The organism is Pseudomonas sp. (genome assembly GCF_048269965.1).
GTDB lineage: Bacteria > Pseudomonadota > Gammaproteobacteria > Pseudomonadales > Pseudomonadaceae > Aquipseudomonas.
Genome location: NZ_JBLWTV010000001.1, coordinates 366858 through 386873, shown reverse-complemented (window position 1 = coordinate 386873; position 20016 = coordinate 366858). Strand labels below are relative to the sequence as shown.

Annotated in this window: 22 protein-coding genes; 6 read left to right on the top strand and 16 right to left on the bottom strand. The window is 63.3% G+C overall.

Annotated elements, in window-relative coordinates; translation table 11 throughout:
- Positions 1-91: 91 nt before the first annotated feature.
- Positions 92-1324, bottom strand: coding sequence for an RNA polymerase sigma factor (locus ACN0X6_RS01880; RefSeq protein ID WP_417701606.1), 1233 nt, complete (start codon positions 1322-1324; stop codon positions 92-94).
- A gap of 153 nt (positions 1325-1477) precedes the next feature.
- Here ACN0X6_RS01880 and ACN0X6_RS01875 point away from each other — a divergent pair, with 153 nt between their 5' ends.
- The 3 genes from ACN0X6_RS01875 to cmoB all read left to right on the top strand — a co-directional run bounded on the left by ACN0X6_RS01875 (position 1478) and on the right by cmoB (position 4041).
- Complete coding sequence (locus ACN0X6_RS01875; protein WP_417701604.1) at positions 1478-2116, top strand: lysoplasmalogenase; 639 nt, start codon at positions 1478-1480, stop codon at positions 2114-2116.
- Positions 2117-2332: 216 nt separating this feature from the next.
- Positions 2333-3076 (top strand): carboxy-S-adenosyl-L-methionine synthase CmoA, encoded by a 744-nt coding sequence (cmoA, locus tag ACN0X6_RS01870; protein ID WP_417701602.1) that lies wholly within the window; start codon positions 2333-2335, stop codon positions 3074-3076.
- Entirely contained in the window at positions 3073-4041 is a 969-nt protein-coding gene (gene cmoB, locus ACN0X6_RS01865; RefSeq protein ID WP_417701600.1) for a tRNA 5-methoxyuridine(34)/uridine 5-oxyacetic acid(34) synthase CmoB, read from the top strand. The genes cmoA and cmoB overlap by 4 nt, the downstream gene beginning before the upstream one ends.
- Before the next feature lie 63 nt (positions 4042-4104).
- On the opposite strand, the gene ACN0X6_RS01860 is transcribed toward cmoB, so the two are convergent.
- Entirely contained in the window at positions 4105-4365 is a 261-nt protein-coding gene (locus tag ACN0X6_RS01860; RefSeq protein ID WP_417701598.1) for a hypothetical protein, read from the bottom strand.
- A 116-nt stretch (positions 4366-4481) separates the two neighbouring features.
- Here ACN0X6_RS01860 and ACN0X6_RS01855 point away from each other — a divergent pair, with 116 nt between their 5' ends.
- Complete coding sequence (locus ACN0X6_RS01855) at positions 4482-5381, top strand: LysR substrate-binding domain-containing protein (protein WP_417701596.1); 900 nt, start codon at positions 4482-4484, stop codon at positions 5379-5381.
- A 332-nt stretch (positions 5382-5713) separates the two neighbouring features.
- On the opposite strand, the gene pdxJ is transcribed toward ACN0X6_RS01855, so the two are convergent.
- The 12 genes from pdxJ to rpoE all read right to left on the bottom strand — a co-directional run bounded on the left by pdxJ (position 5714) and on the right by rpoE (position 16112).
- Positions 5714-6460 carry a pyridoxine 5'-phosphate synthase gene (pdxJ, locus tag ACN0X6_RS01850; protein WP_417701594.1) on the bottom strand — a complete coding sequence of 249 codons (747 nt, stop codon included), beginning with the start codon at positions 6458-6460 and terminating at the stop codon, positions 5714-5716.
- Complete coding sequence (gene recO, locus ACN0X6_RS01845) at positions 6453-7142, bottom strand: DNA repair protein RecO (protein ID WP_417701592.1); 690 nt, start codon at positions 7140-7142, stop codon at positions 6453-6455. Before recO ends, pdxJ begins: the two co-directional genes overlap by 8 nt.
- 57 nt (positions 7143-7199) lie before the next feature.
- Entirely contained in the window at positions 7200-8105 is a 906-nt protein-coding gene (era, locus tag ACN0X6_RS01840; RefSeq protein WP_417701591.1) for a GTPase Era, read from the bottom strand.
- A complete protein-coding gene (rnc, locus tag ACN0X6_RS01835; RefSeq protein ID WP_417701590.1) occupies positions 8092-8781 on the bottom strand; it encodes a ribonuclease III in 690 nt (229 codons plus the stop codon). Before rnc ends, era begins: the two co-directional genes overlap by 14 nt.
- Complete coding sequence (locus ACN0X6_RS01830; RefSeq protein ID WP_017677761.1) at positions 8778-9155, bottom strand: DUF4845 domain-containing protein; 378 nt, start codon at positions 9153-9155, stop codon at positions 8778-8780. Before ACN0X6_RS01830 ends, rnc begins: the two co-directional genes overlap by 4 nt.
- An 88-nt stretch (positions 9156-9243) precedes the next feature.
- Entirely contained in the window at positions 9244-10098 is an 855-nt protein-coding gene (gene lepB / locus ACN0X6_RS01825; RefSeq protein ID WP_192981285.1) for a signal peptidase I, read from the bottom strand.
- A 6-nt stretch (positions 10099-10104) separates the two neighbouring features.
- The gene (gene lepA, locus ACN0X6_RS01820; protein WP_417701587.1) at positions 10105-11904 is read right to left on the bottom strand and encodes a translation elongation factor 4; all 1800 of its coding nucleotides are present in this window, start codon (positions 11902-11904) and stop codon (positions 10105-10107) included.
- A gap of 149 nt (positions 11905-12053) precedes the next feature.
- Entirely contained in the window at positions 12054-13478 is a 1425-nt protein-coding gene (locus tag ACN0X6_RS01815; RefSeq protein WP_417701585.1) for a DegQ family serine endoprotease, read from the bottom strand.
- Positions 13479-13482: 4 nt separating this feature from the next.
- Positions 13483-13968 carry a SoxR reducing system RseC family protein gene (locus ACN0X6_RS01810; protein WP_417701583.1) on the bottom strand — a complete coding sequence of 162 codons (486 nt, stop codon included), beginning with the start codon at positions 13966-13968 and terminating at the stop codon, positions 13483-13485.
- Entirely contained in the window at positions 13965-14912 is a 948-nt protein-coding gene (locus ACN0X6_RS01805; RefSeq protein ID WP_417701581.1) for a MucB/RseB C-terminal domain-containing protein, read from the bottom strand. Before ACN0X6_RS01805 ends, ACN0X6_RS01810 begins: the two co-directional genes overlap by 4 nt.
- 15 nt (positions 14913-14927) lie before the next feature.
- Positions 14928-15500 (bottom strand): sigma-E factor negative regulatory protein, encoded by a 573-nt coding sequence (locus tag ACN0X6_RS01800; protein ID WP_417701579.1) that lies wholly within the window; start codon positions 15498-15500, stop codon positions 14928-14930.
- A gap of 30 nt (positions 15501-15530) precedes the next feature.
- Entirely contained in the window at positions 15531-16112 is a 582-nt protein-coding gene (rpoE, locus tag ACN0X6_RS01795; protein ID WP_017677768.1) for an RNA polymerase sigma factor RpoE, read from the bottom strand.
- A 506-nt stretch (positions 16113-16618) separates the two neighbouring features.
- On the opposite strand from rpoE, the gene nadB reads away from it, so the two are divergent.
- The gene (gene nadB / locus ACN0X6_RS01790) at positions 16619-18250 is read left to right on the top strand and encodes an L-aspartate oxidase (RefSeq protein ID WP_417701577.1); all 1632 of its coding nucleotides are present in this window, start codon (positions 16619-16621) and stop codon (positions 18248-18250) included.
- Here nadB and ACN0X6_RS01785 read toward each other — a convergent pair.
- Together ACN0X6_RS01785 and ACN0X6_RS01780 are read right to left on the bottom strand one after the other, a co-directional pair.
- Positions 18204-18671, bottom strand: a complete 468-nt coding sequence (locus tag ACN0X6_RS01785) for a protein YgfX (protein ID WP_417701575.1) — start codon at positions 18669-18671, stop codon at positions 18204-18206. The two genes, nadB and ACN0X6_RS01785, sit on opposite strands and share 47 nt — an antisense overlap.
- On the bottom strand, positions 18655-18909 hold the full coding sequence (locus tag ACN0X6_RS01780) for a succinate dehydrogenase assembly factor 2 (protein WP_004423874.1): 255 nt from the start codon (positions 18907-18909) through the stop codon (positions 18655-18657). The genes ACN0X6_RS01785 and ACN0X6_RS01780 overlap by 17 nt, the downstream gene beginning before the upstream one ends.
- 145 nt (positions 18910-19054) lie before the next feature.
- On the opposite strand from ACN0X6_RS01780, the gene ACN0X6_RS01775 reads away from it, so the two are divergent.
- Positions 19055-19996, top strand: coding sequence for a YgfZ/GcvT domain-containing protein (locus ACN0X6_RS01775; RefSeq protein WP_417701573.1), 942 nt, complete (start codon positions 19055-19057; stop codon positions 19994-19996).
- Positions 19997-20016: the final 20 nt, after the last annotated feature.

Sequence of the window (20016 nt, the reverse complement as noted above, 5' to 3'; positions counted from 1 at the left end):
TGCTGGTGCGCGCAGCACACCCTACGTGCAGCCCTACAAGCCCGGATGCAATCCGGGAGTACGTCATCCCCCCGGGCAACGGATACAGGTGCTAGGCACCCAGCTCTTCCAGCCGCTTCTGCAGAAACTGCCGATCAGGCCCCTGCTGCGCCAGCGCCAGGGCCTGGCGGTAGGCAGCAATCGCCTGCTCACGGCGGCCCAGTCTACGCAGCAGGTCGGCCCGCGCCGCATGGGCCAGGTGGTAACCGTCCAACTCGCCGGTAGCGAGCAGACGGTCGATTTCCTCCAACCCTGCCTGCTCACCGTCACGCATGGCCAGCGCCACGGCGCGGTTGAGTTCGATCACCGGCGAAGGCTGCTGCCGCAGCAACTCGTCATACAGACCGACGATCTGCACCCAATCGGTTTGCTCCAGGCTGGCCGCTTCGGCATGCACCGCAGCAATTGCCGCCTGCAGGCTGTAAGGGCCGAAACGTCGCGAATGCAGCGCCTGCAACACCAGGGCCTCGCCTTCGGCGATCAGCTCGCGATTCCACAGGCCTCGATCCTGAGCCTCCAGCAGGATCACTTCACCATCGACGCCGCTGCGCGCAGCACGACGCGACTCGTGCAGCAGCATCAGCGCCAGCAACCCCTGTACTTCCGGCTCGGGCAGCAATTCCAAGAGCAAACGGCCCAGGCGAATCGCCTCGTCGGACAGCTGGCTGCGGGTCAGCGAATCACCGGAGCTGGCGAAGTAGCCTTCGTTGAACACCAGATAGACAACGCGCAGCACCGCCTCCAGGCGCTCGGGCAGCTCGCTGCGTCCCGGCACCTCGTAAGGGATGCGCGCGTCGCGAATCTTGGCCTTGGCCCGCACAATGCGCTGGGCCAGGGTCGACGGGCTGGAGAGAAAGGCGCGGGCGATCTCCTCGGTGCTCAGGTCGCATACCTCGCGCAGGGTCAGTGCCACCTGGGCGTCACTGGCCAGCGCCGGGTGGCAACAGGTGAAGATCAGGCGCAGGCGGTCGTCTTCGAGCAGCTCGTCCCCCTCGGTGCCGCTCTCATATGGCAACTCGACCTGTTCATCCAGCGGCTGCAAGCGACGCTGCCGACGCAGGCTGTCGATGGCCTTGAAGCGTCCGGCAGAGACCAGCCAGGCACGCGGATTGTCCGGTACACCTGCCTGCGGCCATTGCTCGACCGCGCTGCGAAATGCCTCGTGCAGCGCCTCCTCGGCCAGGTCGAAGTCACCCAGCAGGCGGATCAGAGTAGCGAGCACGCGCCGTGACTCCTCGTGGTATAGCCGCGCGATCAGCTCGGTGACAGGTGGCGATATCGACATGCGCTTCTCCTAAACGAACGCATACGTTGCCCAATACTGCCGGTGACGTCGAGTAGCGGCACGATCCGCCCCTCGATTTGGCACCCCTCGCATTGGCATCCGTTCGGTCGCTGGGCATAGTCGCGCCATTCCAATAACGAAGGGAGTCTTGCTATGCGTTGGTTGCTGCTCGGTCTGGTGGGTGCTGCGGTATTTCTCTACGGCCGGATCACCGGCGATGCGCAGCTCAGCCTGCTGACCAAGGGCATCCCGGTGATCGCCCTGCTGCTCTGGCTGCGCCAGGCGCCGGTGGGCACCTATCGCCGCTGGATCGGCATCGGCCTGGTGTTCTCCCTGGCCGGCGACATCCTGCTGGACTGGCCGGGTGATCTGTTCGTGTTCGGCCTCGGCGCCTTCCTGCTCGGCCATCTGGCCTACCTGCGCGCCTACTGCTCCGACAGCCGGCAACCGGCTCTGCCCGCCCTGCTGCTGGCGCTGGTCGCCGGTGGCGCAATGTTCGCCATACTGGCCAGCAGCGGCCTGGGCGAGCTGTTGATCCCGGTGGCCTGCTATGCCACGGCAATCAGCCTGATGCTCTGGCGCGCCCTGGCTCGTATCGGCCAGCCGCAGCTGCAGCCACGTTCGACCTGGCTCGCCGCTGGCGGCGCGACACTCTTCGTGCTGTCCGACAGCCTGATCGGCATCGACCGTTTCGTCACCAGCTTCGACGCCGCGCCGTACGCCATCATCCTCACCTACTGGCTCGGCCAGTGGGGCATTGCCGCCTCGGCGTTCGAGCGCCAGAACGCCTGAGGCAGCCAGCGAAGGTTTCCACTTGCAGCCAGGACAATCGCATGAACGTGTAGGAGCGAATTCATCGCGAATATCGCGGATAAATCCGCTCCTACAAAAGCATGCTTTCCCCCGGGGAGGCAAAAGGATTGTCCTGCACTTGCAGCTCGTAGCCTGGGGATTGCGACCGTCTTTTTGCTAAAATGCCGGCCTTTTCCGCTACCCGTTGCGACTGCCGTGAGCCAAGAACCCGATCGTCTATTCGCCCAGCCTCTGCCCGAGGTGCCCGATTTCGTCTTCAACGAGGACGTGGTGCGGGTGTTTCCCGACATGATCAAGCGCTCGGTGCCCGGCTACCCGACCATCGTCGAGAACATCGGCGTGCTCGCCGGCCAGTTCGCTCAGCCGCAGACGACGCTGTATGACCTCGGCGCCTCGCTCGGTGCCGTGACCCAGGCGCTGCGTCGCCACGTGCGCGTCGATGGCTGCAGGGTGATCGCCGTGGACAACTCGCCGGCCATGGTCGCGCGTTGCAGCGAGTACCTGCATGCCCAGGACGCCATGTTCCAGGAGTTGCTGCCGGTGGAGGTGATCGAGGCCGACATTCTTGCCCTCGACCTGCAGCCCACCTCATTGGTCACGCTCAACTTCACCCTGCAGTTCATCCCGCCGGAGCGGCGCCTGGAGCTGCTCACGCGCATTCGCCAGGTCCTGCTGCCTGGTGGCGCGCTGATCCTCTCGGAGAAGCTGCGTTTCGAGGATGCAGTCGAGCACGACCTGCTGACCGAACTGCACCTGGCTTTCAAGCGCGCCAACGGCTACAGCGAACTGGAAATCGCACAGAAGCGCAGCGCCATCGAAAAAGTGATGCTGCCCGACAGCCTCCAGCAGCACCGCGAGCGCCTGCTGGCCGCTGGCTTCAGCAAGGTGGTGCCGTGGTTCCAGTGCCTGAACTTCGCCTCGCTGGTGGCCCTGCCATGATGCGCGACCTGGACCTCGATGCCCTGCAGGCGCAACTGGCCGGCACCCCGCTGCAGGAGTGGGCGGCCGACCTGCCCGGCCAACTCGACGCCAAGCTGGCCGTTGGTCACGGCGACCTGGCGCGCTGGTACGGCGCCGTACAGGCGCTTCCAGACCTGCCGGTGAGCGAAGTGGAGCTGGTTCAGCGCTTCGCCTTTGGCGGCGCCTGCGACGAGGCGAGCCGCTCGCAGCTTGATACCGCCCTGCGAGGGCTGATTCCCTGGCGCAAAGGCCCGTTCGACCTGTTCGGCGTGCATGTCGATACCGAGTGGCGCTCGGACTGGAAATGGCGGCGCGTTGCCCCGCATCTGGATCTGGCCGGCAAACGCATCCTCGACGTCGGTTGCGGCAACGGCTACTACATGTGGCGCATGCTCGGTGCGGGTGCCGACAGCGTGGTCGGCATCGACCCCAACTGGCTGTTCCTCTGCCAGTTCCTGGCGATGAAGCGCTACCTGCCGGATCAGCCGGTATGGCACCTGCCGCTGGCCTTCGAGGAACTGCCGGCCAGGCTGCAGGGCTTCGACACGGTGTTCTCCATGGGCGTGCTGTACCACCGCCGCTCGCCCATCGATCACCTGCTCGACCTCAAGGATGCCCTGGTCAAGGGCGGCGAGCTGGTGCTGGAAACCCTGGTGGTCGAAGGCGACGCCGAGCAGGTACTGGTGCCCGAGGATCGCTACGCGCAAATGCGCAACGTCTGGTTCCTGCCCTCGGTACCGGCGCTGGAGCGCTGGCTGCGCCGCGCCGGTTTCGAGGACGTGCGCTGCGTCGACGTCAGCACCACCTCGGTGGAAGAGCAACGCGCCACCGAGTGGATGCGCTTCCAGTCGCTGCCGGAGTTCCTCGACCCGGCCGACCACAGTCGCACCGTCGAAGGCCTACCCGCGCCGACCCGCGCCGTGCTGGTCGCACGCAAAACCTGAAGACAGCCGTTCTCGTAGGGCGGGTGAAACCTGCCTGAGCGCAATTGGCGGGTTGCACCCGCCCTACGGCCTTAGCCAACGTGCACGCCGCTGCGCAATCAGCCGCAGCGGCTCGCTTGCGCCCTGCTCCACCACGCCACGGGCGCTGCCCAGGCGAATCCCTCCCTCGATGTCCTGCGCCAGCAGGCGGCGCATGCGCCGACGCCAGAACCAGGCACCAATCCAGTCGACGATGGCGTTCTGCAGATCCAGCGGCCACATGGCCGGCATGTAGAACTCGGGCATGGCTGGGCGCGACTTGTCGTGCTTGCTCGAACTGTTCATGAACTTTCCTCCATTTCGCTGCCGGCGTATGCCGGGCTTGCGATCAGGATGGAACGCGCCTATCGTTCAAACAATCGACAAATATCAAACGATAAATTAAGAAATATTTAACGATCATGAACGCATCATCCCCCATCTCCCCACCGCTTCTGGAAAGCGATGTGCTGCGTACCTTCGTCGCCATCGCCGATAGCGGCAGCTTTACCCGTACCGCCGCCCAGGTATTTCGCAGCACGGCGGCCGTCAGCCTGCAGATCAAGCGCCTGGAGGAAACCCTCGGCCAGCGCCTGTTCATCCGCGAGGCACGACAAGTTCGCCTGACTGTCGAAGGCGAGTTGCTACTGGGCTATGCCAGGCGCCTGCTCAAGCTCAACGAGGAGGCCGTGGCGCGCTTTCTCACTCCGACGCTGAGTGGTCGCGTGCGCTTCGGTACGCCGAACGACATCGGCGACCGCGTGCTGCCAGGCGTGCTGACCCTGTTCGCGCGCAGCCACCCGGCCGTGGAAGTCGAAGTGAACGTGGGGCGCAGCGTGGACCTGGTGGCGAAGCTGGATGCCGGCGAGCTGGATCTGACCCTGATCAACGCCGGCAACGACGGCCTGGATGACTCTCGCGGCGAAGTGATCTATTCCGAGGAACTGGTCTGGGCCGGACGCGATGGCGGCCTGGCCATACAGCGCTCCCCCCTGCCGCTGGCGCTGGCCAACCCGGGCTGCGCCTGGCGCAGGACTGCGATCGATGCGCTGGATCGCCAGGGTATGGCCTATCGCATCGCCTACTCCTGCGAGCAGTGCGCCGGCCAGGAAGCGGCGATGACGGCCGACCTGGCCATCGCGCCCTTCCCGCGTAGCCTGGTCAAGCCGCCACTGCGTCGACTGGGAGCGGAACAGGGCCTGCCCGCCCTGGGTGAATACCACATCAAATTGATACGCGGTCATCAGCGCAATGACGCCATCGAGGCGCTCGCCACGCAGATGATTCAGGCGTTCGCGCAGAGCCGAGCCCTGCACCACTAACAGGGTGCGCCGTGCGCACCGCGAATATCGCGGCGCCGGCCTGGTGCGCACGGCGCACCCTAAGAGAGGCAGTCCAACCGACAGTTGAACGGCGGCATAGCGCACGCATTCGTTTAGAGGGTCCTGGCGCTCACGCAAAGCCAAGTAGGGTGCGCGATAGCTGACCTGCGGCAAACATCCGGCAACCCCACGCCTGCCTGGGTTCAGGGGTTCAGGCAGAGCTCAGTAGGGTGCGCCGTGCGCACCGGGAATATCGCGGTGCCGGCCTGGTGCGCACGGCGCACCCTACGAGAGGCCGGCCGCGCGATAGCTGATCGGCCAGGCGTCTGCGTTTACCCGCGATTGGCTGCAGCGACGATCAGCGCTTTCATCTCGGCGACTGCCTGCTTGAAGCCGACGAACAGGGCATGAGCGACGATGGCGTGGCCGATGTTCAGTTCGTTGACACCAGGAATCGCCGCCACGGCTTCGGCATTGTGATAATGCAGGCCGTGGCCGGCGTTGACGATCAAACCGTGGTTCAGACCGCAGATGACGCCATCACGAATGCGCGACAGCTCATGCGCAGCTTCTTCCGCCGTATGGGCATCGGCGTAGCGACCGGTGTGCAGTTCGATGACCGGCGCACCGACACGCATGGCCGCTTCGATCTGCCGCTCCTCGGCGTCGATGAACAGCGACACCTCGCAGCCCGCCAGGGTCAGACGCTCGACCGCTGCGGCGATACGCGCTTCCTGCCCGGCCACGTCCAGGCCGCCTTCGGTGGTCAGCTCCTGGCGGGTTTCCGGCACCAGGCACACGTGCGCCGGGCGGATCTGCTCGGCGAAACCGAGCATGAAATCGGTGACGCCCATTTCGAAGTTCATCCGCGTCTGCAGCACGTCAGCCAGCACGCGCACATCGCGATCCTGGATGTGACGGCGATCTTCACGCAGGTGCACGGTGATGCCATCGGCACCGGCTTCTTCGGCGTCCAGCGCAGCCTTGACCGGGTCCGGGTAACGCGTCCCGCGAGCCTGGCGCAGGGTGGCGACGTGGTCGATGTTCACGCCGAGCAGAATACGATTGGCCTCAGTCACGCTTGGACTCCTTGAGCGTCATGAAAAGTTCGCGGCTGACCAGGGGCCTGCCGCCGAGATGGGGGGCCAGCGCCTGACGCATCAGGCGCTTGGCGGCGGCCAGCGCGCCCGGCGTCTGCCAGTCGGCCTCGGCCATGGCCAGCAGCTCGCGGCCCTGGAACACACCGGGTTGCAGTTGTACCACTGGCACCAGGCCGATGTCCTGCTGCCAGCGGTAAAGTGCCGTGGGATCGATGGGGTGATCGTGCTGGTCACGATCCAGGGCGAACCCATAGCCCAGTTCGTCCAGCAGGCGCCATTCGAACGCGCGCAGCAACGGTTCCAGCGCCCTGCCGGCAGCCAGCGCCTGCAGGGTCAGGCCGTAGTGCTCGAGCATCACCGGGTGCGGGTCTTCGGCCGGTAGCAGGCGAATCAGCAGTTCGTTGAGATAGAGCCCCGAGAACAGCGCCTCGCCCGTCAGCAACAGCGGAATGCCGGCACTTTCCAGGCGTCCGACGGTCTTCAGCTCACCGCGCCCACGCAGTTCCAGCTCCAGCGGCGCAAAAGGCCGGGCAATGCTGCCAACCTTGCCGCGTGCGGCGCGCAGCACGGCACGCACGCGCCCCTGGGCGGTGAAGAAATCCACCAGGGCGCTGCTTTCCTTGTACGGACGGCTATGCAGAACGTAGGCGGCAGGAATCATGTGGGTAACCGCCAGAATGCGCCATGAGCAACGACGAGGATGCGCATGACGCCCCGATCAATCCAGGTAACCCAGCGAGCGCAGGGCGCGCTCGTCGTCGGACCAGCCACCTTTGACCTTGACCCAGAGGTTGAGCATCACCTTGGAATCGAACATGGTTTCCATGTCCTTGCGCGCTTCCTGGCCGATGCGTTTGATGCGCTCGCCCTTGTCGCCGATGATGATTTTCTTCTGTCCGTCGCGTTCCACCAGGATCAGGCCGTGGATATGCAGAATGCGGCCTTCCTGCTTGAACTCCTCGATCTCCACGGTGATCTGGTACGGCAGCTCGGCACCGAGCTGGCGCATGATCTTCTCGCGGATCAGCTCGGCAGCCAGGAAACGGCTGGAGCGGTCGGTGATCTGGTCTTCCGGGTAGAAATGCTCGGACTCCGGCAGGCGCTCGCCCACCAGCTTTTCCAGGGTGTCGAGGTTCTGCCCCTGCAGCGCGGAGATCGGCACGATCTCGGCCTGCGGCAATTGCTCGGCCAGCCAGCCCAGGTGCGGCAGCAGCTCGCTCTTGTCTTCCAGGCGGTCGGATTTGTTCACTGCCAGCAGAATCGGGCATTTGACGTGCTGCACCTTCTCCAGCACCAGTTGGTCTTCGTCGGTCCAGCGCATGCGGTCGACCACGAACACCACCACATCGACATCCTTCAACGCGGTGGAGGCGCTGCGGTTCATGTAGCGGTTCAACGCCTTGTCGTTTTGCTTGTGCAGGCCGGGCGTATCGACGTAGACCGCCTGAATCTCGCCCTCGGTCTTGATCCCGAGCATGTTGTGGCGGGTGGTCTGCGGTTTGCGCGAGGTGATCGCCAGCTTCTGCCCGAGGATGTGGTTGAGCAGCGTCGACTTGCCCACGTTGGGCCGGCCGACGATGGCGACGTAGCCGCAGCGGGTCATAGGTGTATCAGTCATTGCCATTCTCCACCCCGAGGGCGATCAGCGCCGCAGCCGCAGCGACCTGCTCGGCAATACGCCGGCTGCCGCCCTGGCCCAGGGTCTTTTCATTGAGCAGGGAAACCTGGCACTCGACCATGAAGGTGCGGCAGTGCGGCTCGCCCTGAACGTCCACCACCTCGTAACGAGGCAGCTCACAGGCACGCGATTGCAGGAATTCCTGCAGTCGCGTTTTCGGATCCTTGTTGGTGTCGACCAGGGTCAGGCCGTCCAGCTCGCCGGTCAGCCAGTCCAGCACGCGCTCGCGTGCCACATCCATACCGGCATCCAGGTAGATGGCGCCAATCAGCGCCTCCAGGGCATCGGCCAGGATCGACTCGCGACGAAACCCGCCGCTCTTCAGCTCACCGGAGCCCAGGCGCAGGTATTCGCCCAGCTCGAAACCGCGCGCCAGCACGGCCAGGGTCTCGCCCTTGACCAGGCGTGCACGCAGGCGCGACAACTGGCCTTCGCGGGCTTGCGGGAAGCGCTCGAACAGCGCCTCACCGGCTACGAAATTGAGGATGGCATCACCGAGAAATTCCAGCCGCTCATTGTTGCGGCCGGCGAAACTACGATGGGTCAGGGCCAGGACCATCAGGTCCTGGTCCTTGAAGCTATGGCCGAGCTTGCGCTCGAGGCGGGACAGGTTTGGACTCACGGCATCCGTACACGAAATTCTTTGTCGAAATTCACCACCAGATCGAGGTTCTCGATCAGCGGCTCGCGTTTTTCATACTTGAGGTGGACCAGAAACTCGTTGTTCTCCACCTTCACCTGCAAGGCGTCGCGCATGTTCAGGTCACGAATGTTGTTGACCTGCATGCCCTTGCTCACATGGTTGTAAAACTCACCGACGGTGCGCACATCCGACGCCTTGTCGGTTTCCACCGAAGTGATGATCTTCTCCAGCGACATATAGTCGAGATAGTGCGGCATCACCTTGAATGCCGTGCTGGCGAAGAATGCCACCACGGCCAGAACCATCAGCCAACCCAGAATGGAAAGCCCCTGCTGCGAGCGCGCGAAAGTCATGTGTATCCCCAATGAACGGTCTTGTTGGAAAGCCTGACGGCTAGACTATTTATAGCCTGCGGCGCTGCATTGAACAGCGCGCCAGTGCTCAATGAATCAGGCCGACCCGAGAGAAATTGGGCAGATTGCTGGTCTTGGGCTCCGGCCAGCTCATCCAGATGGCGAAGGCCTTGCCGACGATATGATCGTCCGGGACCATGCCCCACAGCTCCTGAGGGATATGACGATCACGCCAGTAACGGCTGTCGTTGGAGTTGTCACGGTTGTCGCCCATCATGAAGTAGTGCCCTTGTGGCACCACCCATTGGCCGCCAGGCTCGCGGCGCATGCGAGTCATTTCCTTGCGAATGGTGTGTTCGACCTGACCGAGGCGCTCCTGGTAGAGCATCGCACTGCCCAGGCTGCCAGCTTCTTCGCCGATCAGCTTCTCGGCCACTGGCTCACCATTGATCAGCAGACGCTTGCCCTGGGTGTACTCGATACGATCCCCCGGCAGACCCACCACACGCTTGATGTAGTTGATGCTCGGATCGCTGGGGTAGCGGAACACCATCACATCGCCGCGCTGCGGGTTGTCCACCTCGATGATCTTCTCGTCGATCACCGGCAGGCGAATGCCGTAGGCGAACTTGTTGACCAGGATGAAATCGCCCACTTCCAGGGTCGGCTTCATCGACCCGGAAGGAATCTGGAACGGCTCGACCAGAAACGAGCGCAGCACCAGCACGATAGCCAGCACAGGGAAAAAGGATTTGCCGTACTCGACGAGCAAGGGCTCCTTGTTCAGGCGCTCCAGCACCCTGTCGTCGGGGTCGTCGACCCGCCCCTGGTACGCCGCAATCGCCGCACGGCGGCGCGGAGCCAGCAGGATCAGATCGATCAGGGCCAGGAAGCCGCAAACGGCGACCGCGATAACCAACAGGAGCGGGAAATTGATCGACATAGAGCCTTAGCTATCCAACCTGAGCACGGCAAGGAAGGCTTCTTGTGGAATTTCCACGTTGCCGACCTGCTTCATGCGTTTCTTACCGGCCTTCTGCTTCTCCAGCAGCTTTTTCTTACGGCTCACGTCGCCACCGTAACACTTGGCCAGTACGTTCTTTCTGAGCGCCTTGACAGTGGTCCGCGCGATGATCTGGCCGCCAATGGCCGCCTGGATCGCCACATCGAACATCTGCCGAGGAATCAGTTCCTTCATCTTCTCGGTCAACGCACGGCCCTTGTAGGCCGCGTTGTCGCGGTGCACGATCAATGCCAGGGCATCGACCTTGTCGCCGTTGATCAGTACATCGAGCTTGACCAGATTGGCGGACTGGTAGCGATCGAAATGATAGTCCAGCGACGCATAGCCGCGACTGGTGGACTTGAGCTTGTCGAAGAAGTCCAGCACCACTTCGTTCATCGGCATGTCGTAGCGCACCTGCACCTGACTGCCGAGGAACTGCATGTCGCGCTGCACACCGCGCTTCTCGATGCACAGGGTGATGACGTTACCCAGATGCTCCTGCGGCACCAGGATGGTCGCATTGACGATCGGCTCGCGGAAATCGGTGACCGCAGAAACGTCCGGTAGCTTGGAGGGGTTGTCGACGACGATGGTTTCGCCGGTCTTGAGCTCCAGCTCGTAGATCACGCTCGGCGCGGTGGTGATCAGGTCGAGGTCGTACTCGCGCTCCAGGCGCTCCTGGATGATCTCCATGTGCAGCATGCCGAGGAAACCGCAGCGGAAGCCGAAGCCCAGCGCATCGGAGCTTTCCGGCGCGTACTGCAGCGACGAATCGTTGAGCGTCAGCTTCTGCAGGGCATCGCGGAAGTCCTCGAAGTCGTCGGAGCTGACCGGGAACAAGCCGGCGTAGACCTGCGGCTGGATCTTCTTGAAGCCCGGCAGCACTTCGACCTCGGGGGTCGAGGACAGGGTCAGGGTGTCACCCACCGGCGCACCGTGAATGTCCTTGATGCTGGCGATGATGAAGCCCACTTCACCGGCCTTGAGGTCAGCGGTGGCGGTGTGCTTCGGGGTGAATACACCGACGCTGTCGACCAGGTGCACCTTGCCGGTGGACTTGACCAGAATCTTGTCGCCCTTCTTCACTCGACCGTGGCGCACACGCACCAGCGAGACCACGCCCAGGTAGTTGTCGAACCAGGAGTCGATGATCAACGCCTGCAGCGGTGCTTCGATATCACCAGTCGGCGCGGGAATCGTGTGCACCAGGCGCTCGAGCACCTCGTCCACGCCCATGCCGCTCTTGGCGCTGCAGGCCACGGCGTCGGTGGCGTCGATGCCGATGATTTTCTCGATCTCGTCCTTGACGCGGTCCGGATCGGCCTGCGGCAAGTCCATCTTGTTCAGCACCGGCATGACCTCGAGGCCCTGCTCGATAGCGGTGTAGCAGTTGGCAACCGATTGCGCCTCGACGCCCTGACCGGCGTCGACCACCAGCAGCGCGCCTTCGCAGGCGGCCAGGGAGCGGCTGACTTCGTAGGTGAAGTCAACGTGACCGGGCGTATCGATGAAGTTCAGCTGGTAGACCTTACCGTCCTGCGCCTTGTAGTGCAGCGTGACGCTGTGAGCCTTGATGGTGATGCCGCGCTCACGCTCCAGATCCATGGAGTCCAGAACCTGAGCCTCCATTTCACGCGCGGTGAGACCGCCGCACATCTGGATGAAACGGTCAGCCAAGGTGGACTTGCCGTGGTCAATGTGGGCAATGATGGAAAAATTGCGGATATGACTCAGGTCACTCACAGATCAACACTCAAAGAAGGCACGGGCAAGACGCTTGCCGAAAATAGCCGCAGATTGTACCCGATCCCTCGCAACCACGTCACGTCTGCACAGCGCTGGTGCAGATACGAAGAAGGGCGCCCGAAAGCGCCCTCCTCAACGTGCCTGGATCACTCGGCCAGCTTGAAGGTGATGAAGCTGGCACGCCCCTGACGCAACACGCGCATCGACACCGAACGATTCTTCGGCAGCTCCTGCGCCACCTGAGCAAAGGCGCTGGTGGAGTCAGTGGCCTGATTGTTCAGGTGCGTGATCACGTCACCGGGCCGCAGACCAATCATGGCCGCAGGACCATTGAGCACTTCCTTGACCACCACCCCACCCTTGAGGTCGAGGCCTTTCTTCTGCTCGGCGGTCAGCTCCACCACCGTGACGCCCAGGCGGTTGTTGCTGCGCTCACCACCCTGCGCCGAACCGGACGACGCCAGTTCCTGGCCCTCCTCCGGCAACGTGCCGACGGTGACGTTGAGCTTCTTGCGCGAGCCATCACGCACGACATCCATCTCGGCTTTCTCACCCGGCTTCAGGCCACCGACCAGGTGCGGCAGATCAGCCGACATGATGATCGGCTTGCCATTGAGGCTGAGGATCACGTCCCCCACCTGCAGGCCGCCCTTGTCCGCCGGACCATCTTCCAGCACCTGCGCGACCAGCGCGCCAGCCGGCTTCTCCAGGCCGAAGGACTCGGCCAGATCCTTGTTCACTTCCTGAATCACCACGCCGAGCCAGCCGCGGGTCACCTTGCCATCAGCCTTGAGCTGGTCGGCCACCTGCATGGCCACTTCCATCGGGATGGCAAAGGACAGCCCCATGAAACCGCCGGAGCGGGTGAAGATCTGCGAGTTGATACCCACTACCTCACCCTGCAGGTTGAACAGTGGACCGCCGGAGTTACCCGGGTTGATTGCCACATCGGTCTGAATGAACGGCACGTAGCTGTCGCTCGGCAGGTTGCGCCCCTTGGCACTGACGATCCCTGCCGTCACCGAGTGATCGAAGCCAAACGGCGAACCGATGGCCAACACCCACTCGCCAACCTTCAGATCATCAGCCTTACCCAGACGCACCACAGGCAGGTCCTTGCCCTCGACCTTGAGCAGCGCGACGTCGCTGCGCGGATCGGCACCAATCAGTTTGGCTTCCAGCTCGCTGCGATCGGACAGACGCACGATGATCTCGTCGGCGTCGGCGACCACATGATTGTTGGTCATGATGTAGCCGTCCGGCGAGATGATGAACCCGGAACCCAGCGACTGCGCTTCGCGCTGGCGACCACCCGGGTTACGCGGAACCTGCGGGATGCTGCGCTCGAAGAACTCGCGGAACATCGGCGGCAGACCTTCCAGATCAGGCAAGCCCGGCTGCCCGGCAACGGCGCGCTCGGGCATCTTCTGGCGGGTACTGATATTGACCACCGCAGGCGAGGCCTCCTCTACCAGATCGGTGAAATCGGGCAGGCTGGCCTGAGCCAACAGACTTTGCCCCCAGAGCAAGGCAACCGCCAACAACGGCGCAATGGACTTGAGTTTTCTCATCGAACTACGACTCCCCATGTAAAACTCGAACACACTCACCCGCCACTGGCACAGACACCAGCAGCGTACGTAGGACAACGGGTTGCAAAGAGGGGTTCTCGGCAACGCGAGCGGCGCGCCAGCGAACCATCAGCCAACTGGCGAACAGGCCACCAAGGCCGGCCAGGATCACCAGAGGCTCGGAAAGCCCCAGACCATCGGCCAGCAGCGCAGCGGCGAACAGCCCCAGAAGCGGAAGCAGATAAACCAGCAGAGAACTGCGCACCAGCAGATCTTCGCGCACACCGATGATCACGCTATCGCCAATCGCCAGCTGCCTTTGACTGAGCGCACGCACATAGCCGCGCTGACGACCCACACCGAGACGATCCATCAGCCCCTGACCACAAGCCGCATTGGCCGAGCAACTGGAGCAGGTGCTCTTGCGCAGCGTCTCGACCCAGACAGCGCCGGGCTCGAGCGCCACTACACGCCCCTGCTCCTCGATCATTGGCCAGCCTGTTCAGGCACTCCAGCGCGCATGGACAAGGCGATGCGCTCGGCAGTTCCCAGAGGAATCTCACCGACCACGGTCACCATCACGTCACCTGCATCGGTGCTCATCCGCCGCGAAACGGCGACGGTCGGGCCCAGTTGACTGCGCGCGTCCTCGACGACGCGACCTTTGAGCGGCTCGAGAAAAACCGAGAATCGCGCCAGCCCATCGCCGTACATCAGGTAGGTGACGGACTCATCAGAGGAAGGCTCGCGGCGCACCCGCGCAGTGGTCAGGGTAAAGCCCGGCGGCAACCAGTCGGATCGCCAGCTACCGTCGGCCATGCTGTCGGCAGCGCGCAAGCGCACCGGCCTGCAACTCGAACTCGGCTGCATGGCATTTTCAGTAGGCACCGACGTGTCCAGCTGGGCGAACTGGAAACGCTCCAGAAGCTGGCCACGCTCGTTCAGCAGCAGGGATTTCAACGGCAGACCGGTCTCCCGATCCAGATGCAATTCGAAGCCGTAGCGATGTTGGTCCTTGGGTGCCAGCACCAGCACGGCCGCCGGACGATTGGCGATGCGCGACTGACCCACGACACGAATGTCGTACCAGTTACCCAACTGCTCGACAGCCAACTGGCGAGCAGACCAGGCCTGCCCCTCACTGACCTGGTCGGCCAACGCACCACTGACGCACTGAGCCTGACCATCGACTTTCAGCACCTCCTGGGCAGGCCCATCGAGCTGCAGAAGGCGCTCGCGAACTTCGCCCCCCTCCTCTACCCGATGCCACACGGCATGGGTGGAAAAACTCCCATTGCGCTCATAGATAAACGTGCCCTGGAAGCTTTGCTGGCGCTCTGCCGCAGCGAGGCGCCCGAGCAAGTCTTGCACCTCGGCGGCCTGAACCGGCAACGCCAGCAGACCACCGAGAAGATAGAGGGGAATCGCGCGCATGTGACTCCTTAGCGCTTAGCGGTTTTCCAGACTTGCAGCACGAGCATAAGGCAGAGCGGTTTCACCGGTACCCATCACGGCTTCCTGCGCATGTTGACGCAAGTAGCTCGGCAAACGCTGCTCATGCCAGCTGGCGGTACCCACCTCGGCAGGCTCACCGGCTTCCTCGCTGCTGTTGTAGCCCGCGAGCAGTGCAGGACCTTGCACCTGCGGCACCGAGAGTACCGGAGAAGCTTCCTGCTGGGCCAGTTGAGCGCCACTCAGGTCATCCTGATTGTAGAAGCGCACACCCGCCAGCACTGCAACGGTCACCGATGCTGCCACGGCTACACGCCCGACACTGCGCCAGATCGGCGTCTTGCGTGCCGGGACGGCTTCGTCGACCAGCGCCGCAGAGACCGCAGCTGCAATATCCAGTTGCGGCACCAACAGCTCACGGTGCATGGCTGCACGAGCGATCTGGTAACGCGACCAGGTGCCACGCAGCTCGCCATCCTCACTGGCTGCAAGCACACGCCGCAGCTCCAGTTCGTCCGCTTCGTTATCCATCACCGCGGACAGCGATTCCTGCAGGGTTTCACGACTCATGGTGTTCCTCTCTTGGCTGTCGCCGCTGCCTTAGGTTTCCTGCAACAGAGGCTGCAGGGACTTATCAATTGCCTCACGCGCACGGAAGATCCGCGAACGCACCGTACCGACCGGACACTGCATGACGCCGGCAATGTCCTCGTAACTCAAGCCCTCGAACTCACGCAGGGTCAGAGCCGTGCGCAGGTCATCCGGCAACTGGGCGATGGTTCGATGCACGGTGGCTTCGATCTCGTCGCGCAGCAATGCCCGCTCCGGTGACTCGATGTCCTTGAGGCCGTGATCGCCGTCATAGAACTCCGCGTCATCGCTACTGACATCACTATCCGGCGGCCGCCGACCGCGGGACACCAGATAATTCTTCGCCGTGTTGATGGCGATGCGGTACAGCCATGTATAGAACGCGCTGTCACCGCGAAAGTTTCCAAGCGCTCGATAAGCTTTTACGAACGCTTCCTGAGCGACATCCTGAGCCTCGTGGGTGTCGTGCACGAATCGCACGATCAGACCGAGGATCTTGTGCTGATACTTCAATACCAACAGATCGAAGGCACGCTTGTCGCCACGCTGCACTCGCTCGACCAGTTGCTGATCATCTTCCTGGGTTAGCATGCACTCTCCTCGTAACGCTCGGAGGAGGTTTGCGCCCGTAAGCGAATCAGCCTGCCAAGATAGACTCGGGTCTTACGCAAAAGTTCTCCCCTCCAAGCAAGCTTCCCGCAGAGTTTTCTTCCCTCTGCCTGGAATGGCGCGAGCGAAACCTTTCCGCTCGCGCAAATAATCTTATCGCCGCTCATTTCCACATCCTCCGCCGACTTCAGATGCAGGCACGCGCAAGCGCTCTCCCTTATATGGGCGACCTTCTATGGAACCTTAATGACTAAGAAAGTTCCCGAGCACCGCGGTCGGTCATAAGAGCCTCTTCAGTATCTGCGAGCTAGAGCCCTGCAAGGCGAAGGCAAGCGAGGACGCGGAATTTACAGCTGTAAATGAGCAGTCCAAGATTGGCTTCAACGCAGCAGGGCCGACGCGCAGCGGATACTGATGTGGCTCTGGCTGGCTATTGTGCCGCCGCCCCTCTCTATATACTAGGGCTCGCTTTCACGCGGAACTCGGACATGAGCCAACACTTGCAGCACGATGTTCTGGTCATCGGCAGCGGCGCCGCTGGCCTGACGCTCGCCCTCACCCTGCCTTCCCATCTGCGCATCGCGGTATTGAGCAAAGGCAAGCTGGCCAATGGCTCGACCTACTGGGCGCAAGGCGGCGTGGCAGCCGTTCTGGACGATACCGACACGGTCGAATCCCACGTCGCCGACACCCTCAATGCCGGTGCAGGCCTGTGCAGCGAAGACGCCGTGCGCTTCACCGTAGAACACAGCCGCGAGGCCATCCAGTGGCTGATCGATCAGGGCGTCCCTTTCACCCGGGACGATGAAACCGCGCGCGAGGACGGCGGCTTCGAGTTCCACCTGACCCGCGAGGGCGGCCACAGCCATCGACGCATCATCCACGCAGCCGACGCCACTGGCGCGGCAATTTTCAACACCCTGCTGGAACAGGCCCGGCAACGTCCGAACATCGAGTTGCTGGAGCAGCGCGTCGCTGTCGACCTGATCACCGAGCGCAAGCTCGGCCTGAATGGCGAGCGCTGCCTGGGCGCTTACGTGCTGGATCGTGATCGCGGTGAAGTGGATACCTTCAGCGCGCGCTTCGTGATTCTCGCCACCGGCGGCGCGGCCAAGGTCTACCTCTACACCAGCAACCCGGACGGTGCCTGTGGCGATGGCATCGCCATGGCCTGGCGTGCCGGTTGTCGCGTGGGCAACCTGGAGTTCAATCAGTTCCACCCGACCTGCCTGTATCACCCGCTGGCCAAGAGTTTCCTGGTCACCGAAGCCGTGCGCGGCGAAGGCGGCTTGCTCAAGCTGCCCAATGGCGAACGCTTCATGCAGCGTTTCGATGAGCGCGCCGAGCTGGCGCCGCGCGATATCGTTGCCCGCGCCATCGACCACGAAATGAAGCGCCTGGGTGTCGACTGCGTGTACCTGGACATCAGTCACAAGCCGGCCGAGTTCATCAAGAGTCACTTCCCCACCGTCTACGAACGCTGCCTGGGCTTTGGCATCGACATCACCAAGCAGGCCATTCCGGTCGTACCGGCGGCGCATTACACCTGCGGCGGCGTGGTGGTCGACCAGCATGGCCGCACCGATGTGCCCGGCCTTTACGCCATCGGCGAAACCAGCTTCACCGGCCTGCATGGCGCCAACCGCATGGCCAGCAATTCGCTGCTTGAATGCTTCGTCTATGCGCGTTCGGCCTGCGCCGATATCACCGGGCAGCTGGACGCCATCGACATGCCCGCCAACCTGCCGGGCTGGGACGCCAGCCAGGTGACCGACTCGGACGAGGACGTGATCATCGCCCACAACTGGGATGAGCTGCGCCGCTTCATGTGGGACTACGTCGGCATCGTGCGCACCAACAAGCGCCTGCAGCGCGCGCAACACCGCGTGCGCCTGCTGCTGGACGAGATCGACGAGTTCTATTCGAACTACAAGGTCAGTCGCGACCTGATCGAGCTGCGCAACCTCGCACTGGTCGCCGAGCTGATGATCAGCTCGGCCATGCAGCGCCATGAAAGCCGAGGGCTGCATTACACCCTTGACTATCCCGAGCAGCTGGCCGAAGCCCGCGATACTATTCTGACGCCGCCGTCCCAGGCTCAGCCCAGCGCCGCCGGCTGAACTTCAGACGCAGACGCAGGCGCCGATGCTGCTCGGGCGCCAGCGCATCGCGGGCAATGCACAGCCCGCGACTGCAACGCTGGCCTGGCAGGCGATAACGCAGCACGACCGCCAGCGGCAACGCCAGACTGTCAGGACGCAGCTGCACCGCCTGCCAGCCGGCTGCAGCGCTGTACAGATGCCAGCCGAGGCCATCACGGCGCAGCCCCGTGATGGCCTGCGGCGCAGTCAACAGGACATGTCGCGGCAGCACCCAGGCCGCATGTGCCAGACACGCCGCGAGTGACAGCAGCCTTGACCAGATGGGAATGTCGGCCAGCCACGGCGCCAGCAAGGCCAGCGCCAGGACCGACAGATAGAGCCTCAGCAGCCAGCGCGATGGCTGCCAACGGCACTCGAAGACATCACTTGGGCTGGACACGATCCAGGATCATTCGCACGATGTGGCGCAGGTCGGCATCCTCGGGCTCGCCGCGCTGCATGAACCAGCCGAACATGTCCTGATCCTCGCACTCCAGCAGCTTGCGGTAGCGCGCCTGGTTCTCGGCATCCAGGCTCGGGTACACCTCCCTGACGAAAGGCACCAGCAGCACGTCCAGCTCCAGCATGCCCCGGCGGCTATGCCAGAACAGGCGATTCAGTTCACTTTGCTCAACCATGCAACGGACTCCTCGAACGAGGGCGGCAGTATAACGGCGAATTGCCTCGCTGTTCACCGCGACGCTGCGCAATTGCGCTGACAAGGCCCCACCCCGACCACTATGATGAGGCCCCTGACCCTTATTCAGTGATTCGATTTGCATCATGGCCGATAGCGCTTACTTCACACTCCTCGATCACGAAGGCCTGCTCGCCGTACGCGGGGCGGACGCAGCCAAGTTCCTGCAGGGCCAAGTGACCTGCAACCTCAATTACCTCAGTGCCAGCCAGTCCAGCCTTGGCGCCCGCTGCACGCCCAAGGGTCGCATGCTGTCGAGCTTTCGCATCGTCCCGGTGGAAGACGGCTACCTGCTGGCCATGGCGCGCGAGCTGATCGAGTCGCAGCAGGCCGATCTGCAGAAATATGCAGTGTTCTCCAAATCCAGGCTCAGCGACGAAAGCGCCGCCTGGGTCCGCTTTGGCCTGGCGGGCGCCGATACCGTGCTGAGCGAGCTCGATTTGCAGCTGGGCAGCGCCAGTGATTCCCTGGCCAGCGCCGGCCAACTGCTCGCCGTACGCCTGAGCGATGGCCGCGCCGAGCTCTGGGCGCCAGCAGCGCAAGCGCAAGGACTGCAAGCCCACCTGGCCGCCCAGCTGCCGCAGGCACCCCTGAACGACTGGCTGCTGGCTCAGGTACGGGCGGGCGTGGGCCAGGTGTTCGGCGCCACACGTGAGCAGTTCATCCCGCAGATGATCAACCTGCAGGCCCTGGGCGGCGTGAGCTTCAAGAAGGGCTGTTACACCGGCCAGGAGATCGTCGCGCGCATGCAGTACCTGGGCAAGCTCAAGCGCCGCCTGCAGCGCCTGCGTCTGGTCGCGGCAGAGCTACCGGCCGTCGGCGTCGAATTGTTCTCACCGGTGCATGGCTCCAGCGTTGGCGAAGTGGTGCTGGCGGCCCAGGCCGGCGACGCCATCGAGCTGCTCGCCGTGTTGCAGGAAGACGCCGTGAACGACGGCCGCATTCATCTCGGCAGCAGTGAAGGCCCGGCGCTGACCCTGCTCGACCTGCCCTATCAGCTGGACGCCAATCTGGAAATCCAGCGCTGACTGAATTTCCCCGGCACCGT

Bases quoted from the DNA above. Each gene is read 5' to 3' on its own strand.
- ACN0X6_RS01860 (WP_417701598.1), bottom strand. From the start codon at position 4,365: ATGAACAGTTCGAGCAAGCACGACAAGTCGCGCCCAGCCATGCCCGAG.
- recO (WP_417701592.1), bottom strand. From the start codon at position 7,142: ATGATTCCTGCCGCCTACGTTCTGCATAGCCGTCCGTACAAGGAAAGC.
- era (WP_417701591.1), bottom strand. From the start codon at position 8,105: ATGGCAATGACTGATACACCTATGACCCGCTGCGGCTACGTCGCCATC.
- ACN0X6_RS01815 (WP_417701585.1), bottom strand. From the start codon at position 13,478: ATGAGAAAACTCAAGTCCATTGCGCCGTTGTTGGCGGTTGCCTTGCTC.
- nadB (WP_417701577.1), top strand. From the start codon at position 16,619: ATGAGCCAACACTTGCAGCACGATGTTCTGGTCATCGGCAGCGGCGCC.
- ACN0X6_RS01880 (WP_417701606.1), bottom strand. From the start codon at position 1,324: ATGTCGATATCGCCACCTGTCACCGAGCTGATCGCGCGGCTATACCAC.
- ACN0X6_RS01780 (WP_004423874.1), bottom strand. From the start codon at position 18,909: ATGGTTGAGCAAAGTGAACTGAATCGCCTGTTCTGGCATAGCCGCCGG.
- ACN0X6_RS01875 (WP_417701604.1), top strand. From the start codon at position 1,478: ATGCGTTGGTTGCTGCTCGGTCTGGTGGGTGCTGCGGTATTTCTCTAC.
- ACN0X6_RS01805 (WP_417701581.1), bottom strand. From the start codon at position 14,912: ATGCGCGCGATTCCCCTCTATCTTCTCGGTGGTCTGCTGGCGTTGCCG.
- cmoB (WP_417701600.1), top strand. From the start codon at position 3,073: ATGATGCGCGACCTGGACCTCGATGCCCTGCAGGCGCAACTGGCCGGC.
- ACN0X6_RS01830 (WP_017677761.1), bottom strand. From the start codon at position 9,155: ATGACTTTCGCGCGCTCGCAGCAGGGGCTTTCCATTCTGGGTTGGCTG.
- rpoE (WP_017677768.1), bottom strand. From the start codon at position 16,112: ATGCTAACCCAGGAAGATGATCAGCAACTGGTCGAGCGAGTGCAGCGT.
- ACN0X6_RS01775 (WP_417701573.1), top strand. From the start codon at position 19,055: ATGGCCGATAGCGCTTACTTCACACTCCTCGATCACGAAGGCCTGCTC.
- ACN0X6_RS01800 (WP_417701579.1), bottom strand. From the start codon at position 15,500: ATGAGTCGTGAAACCCTGCAGGAATCGCTGTCCGCGGTGATGGATAAC.
- lepB (WP_192981285.1), bottom strand. From the start codon at position 10,098: ATGTCGATCAATTTCCCGCTCCTGTTGGTTATCGCGGTCGCCGTTTGC.
- ACN0X6_RS01855 (WP_417701596.1), top strand. From the start codon at position 4,482: ATGAACGCATCATCCCCCATCTCCCCACCGCTTCTGGAAAGCGATGTG.
- ACN0X6_RS01810 (WP_417701583.1), bottom strand. From the start codon at position 13,968: ATGATCGAGGAGCAGGGGCGTGTAGTGGCGCTCGAGCCCGGCGCTGTC.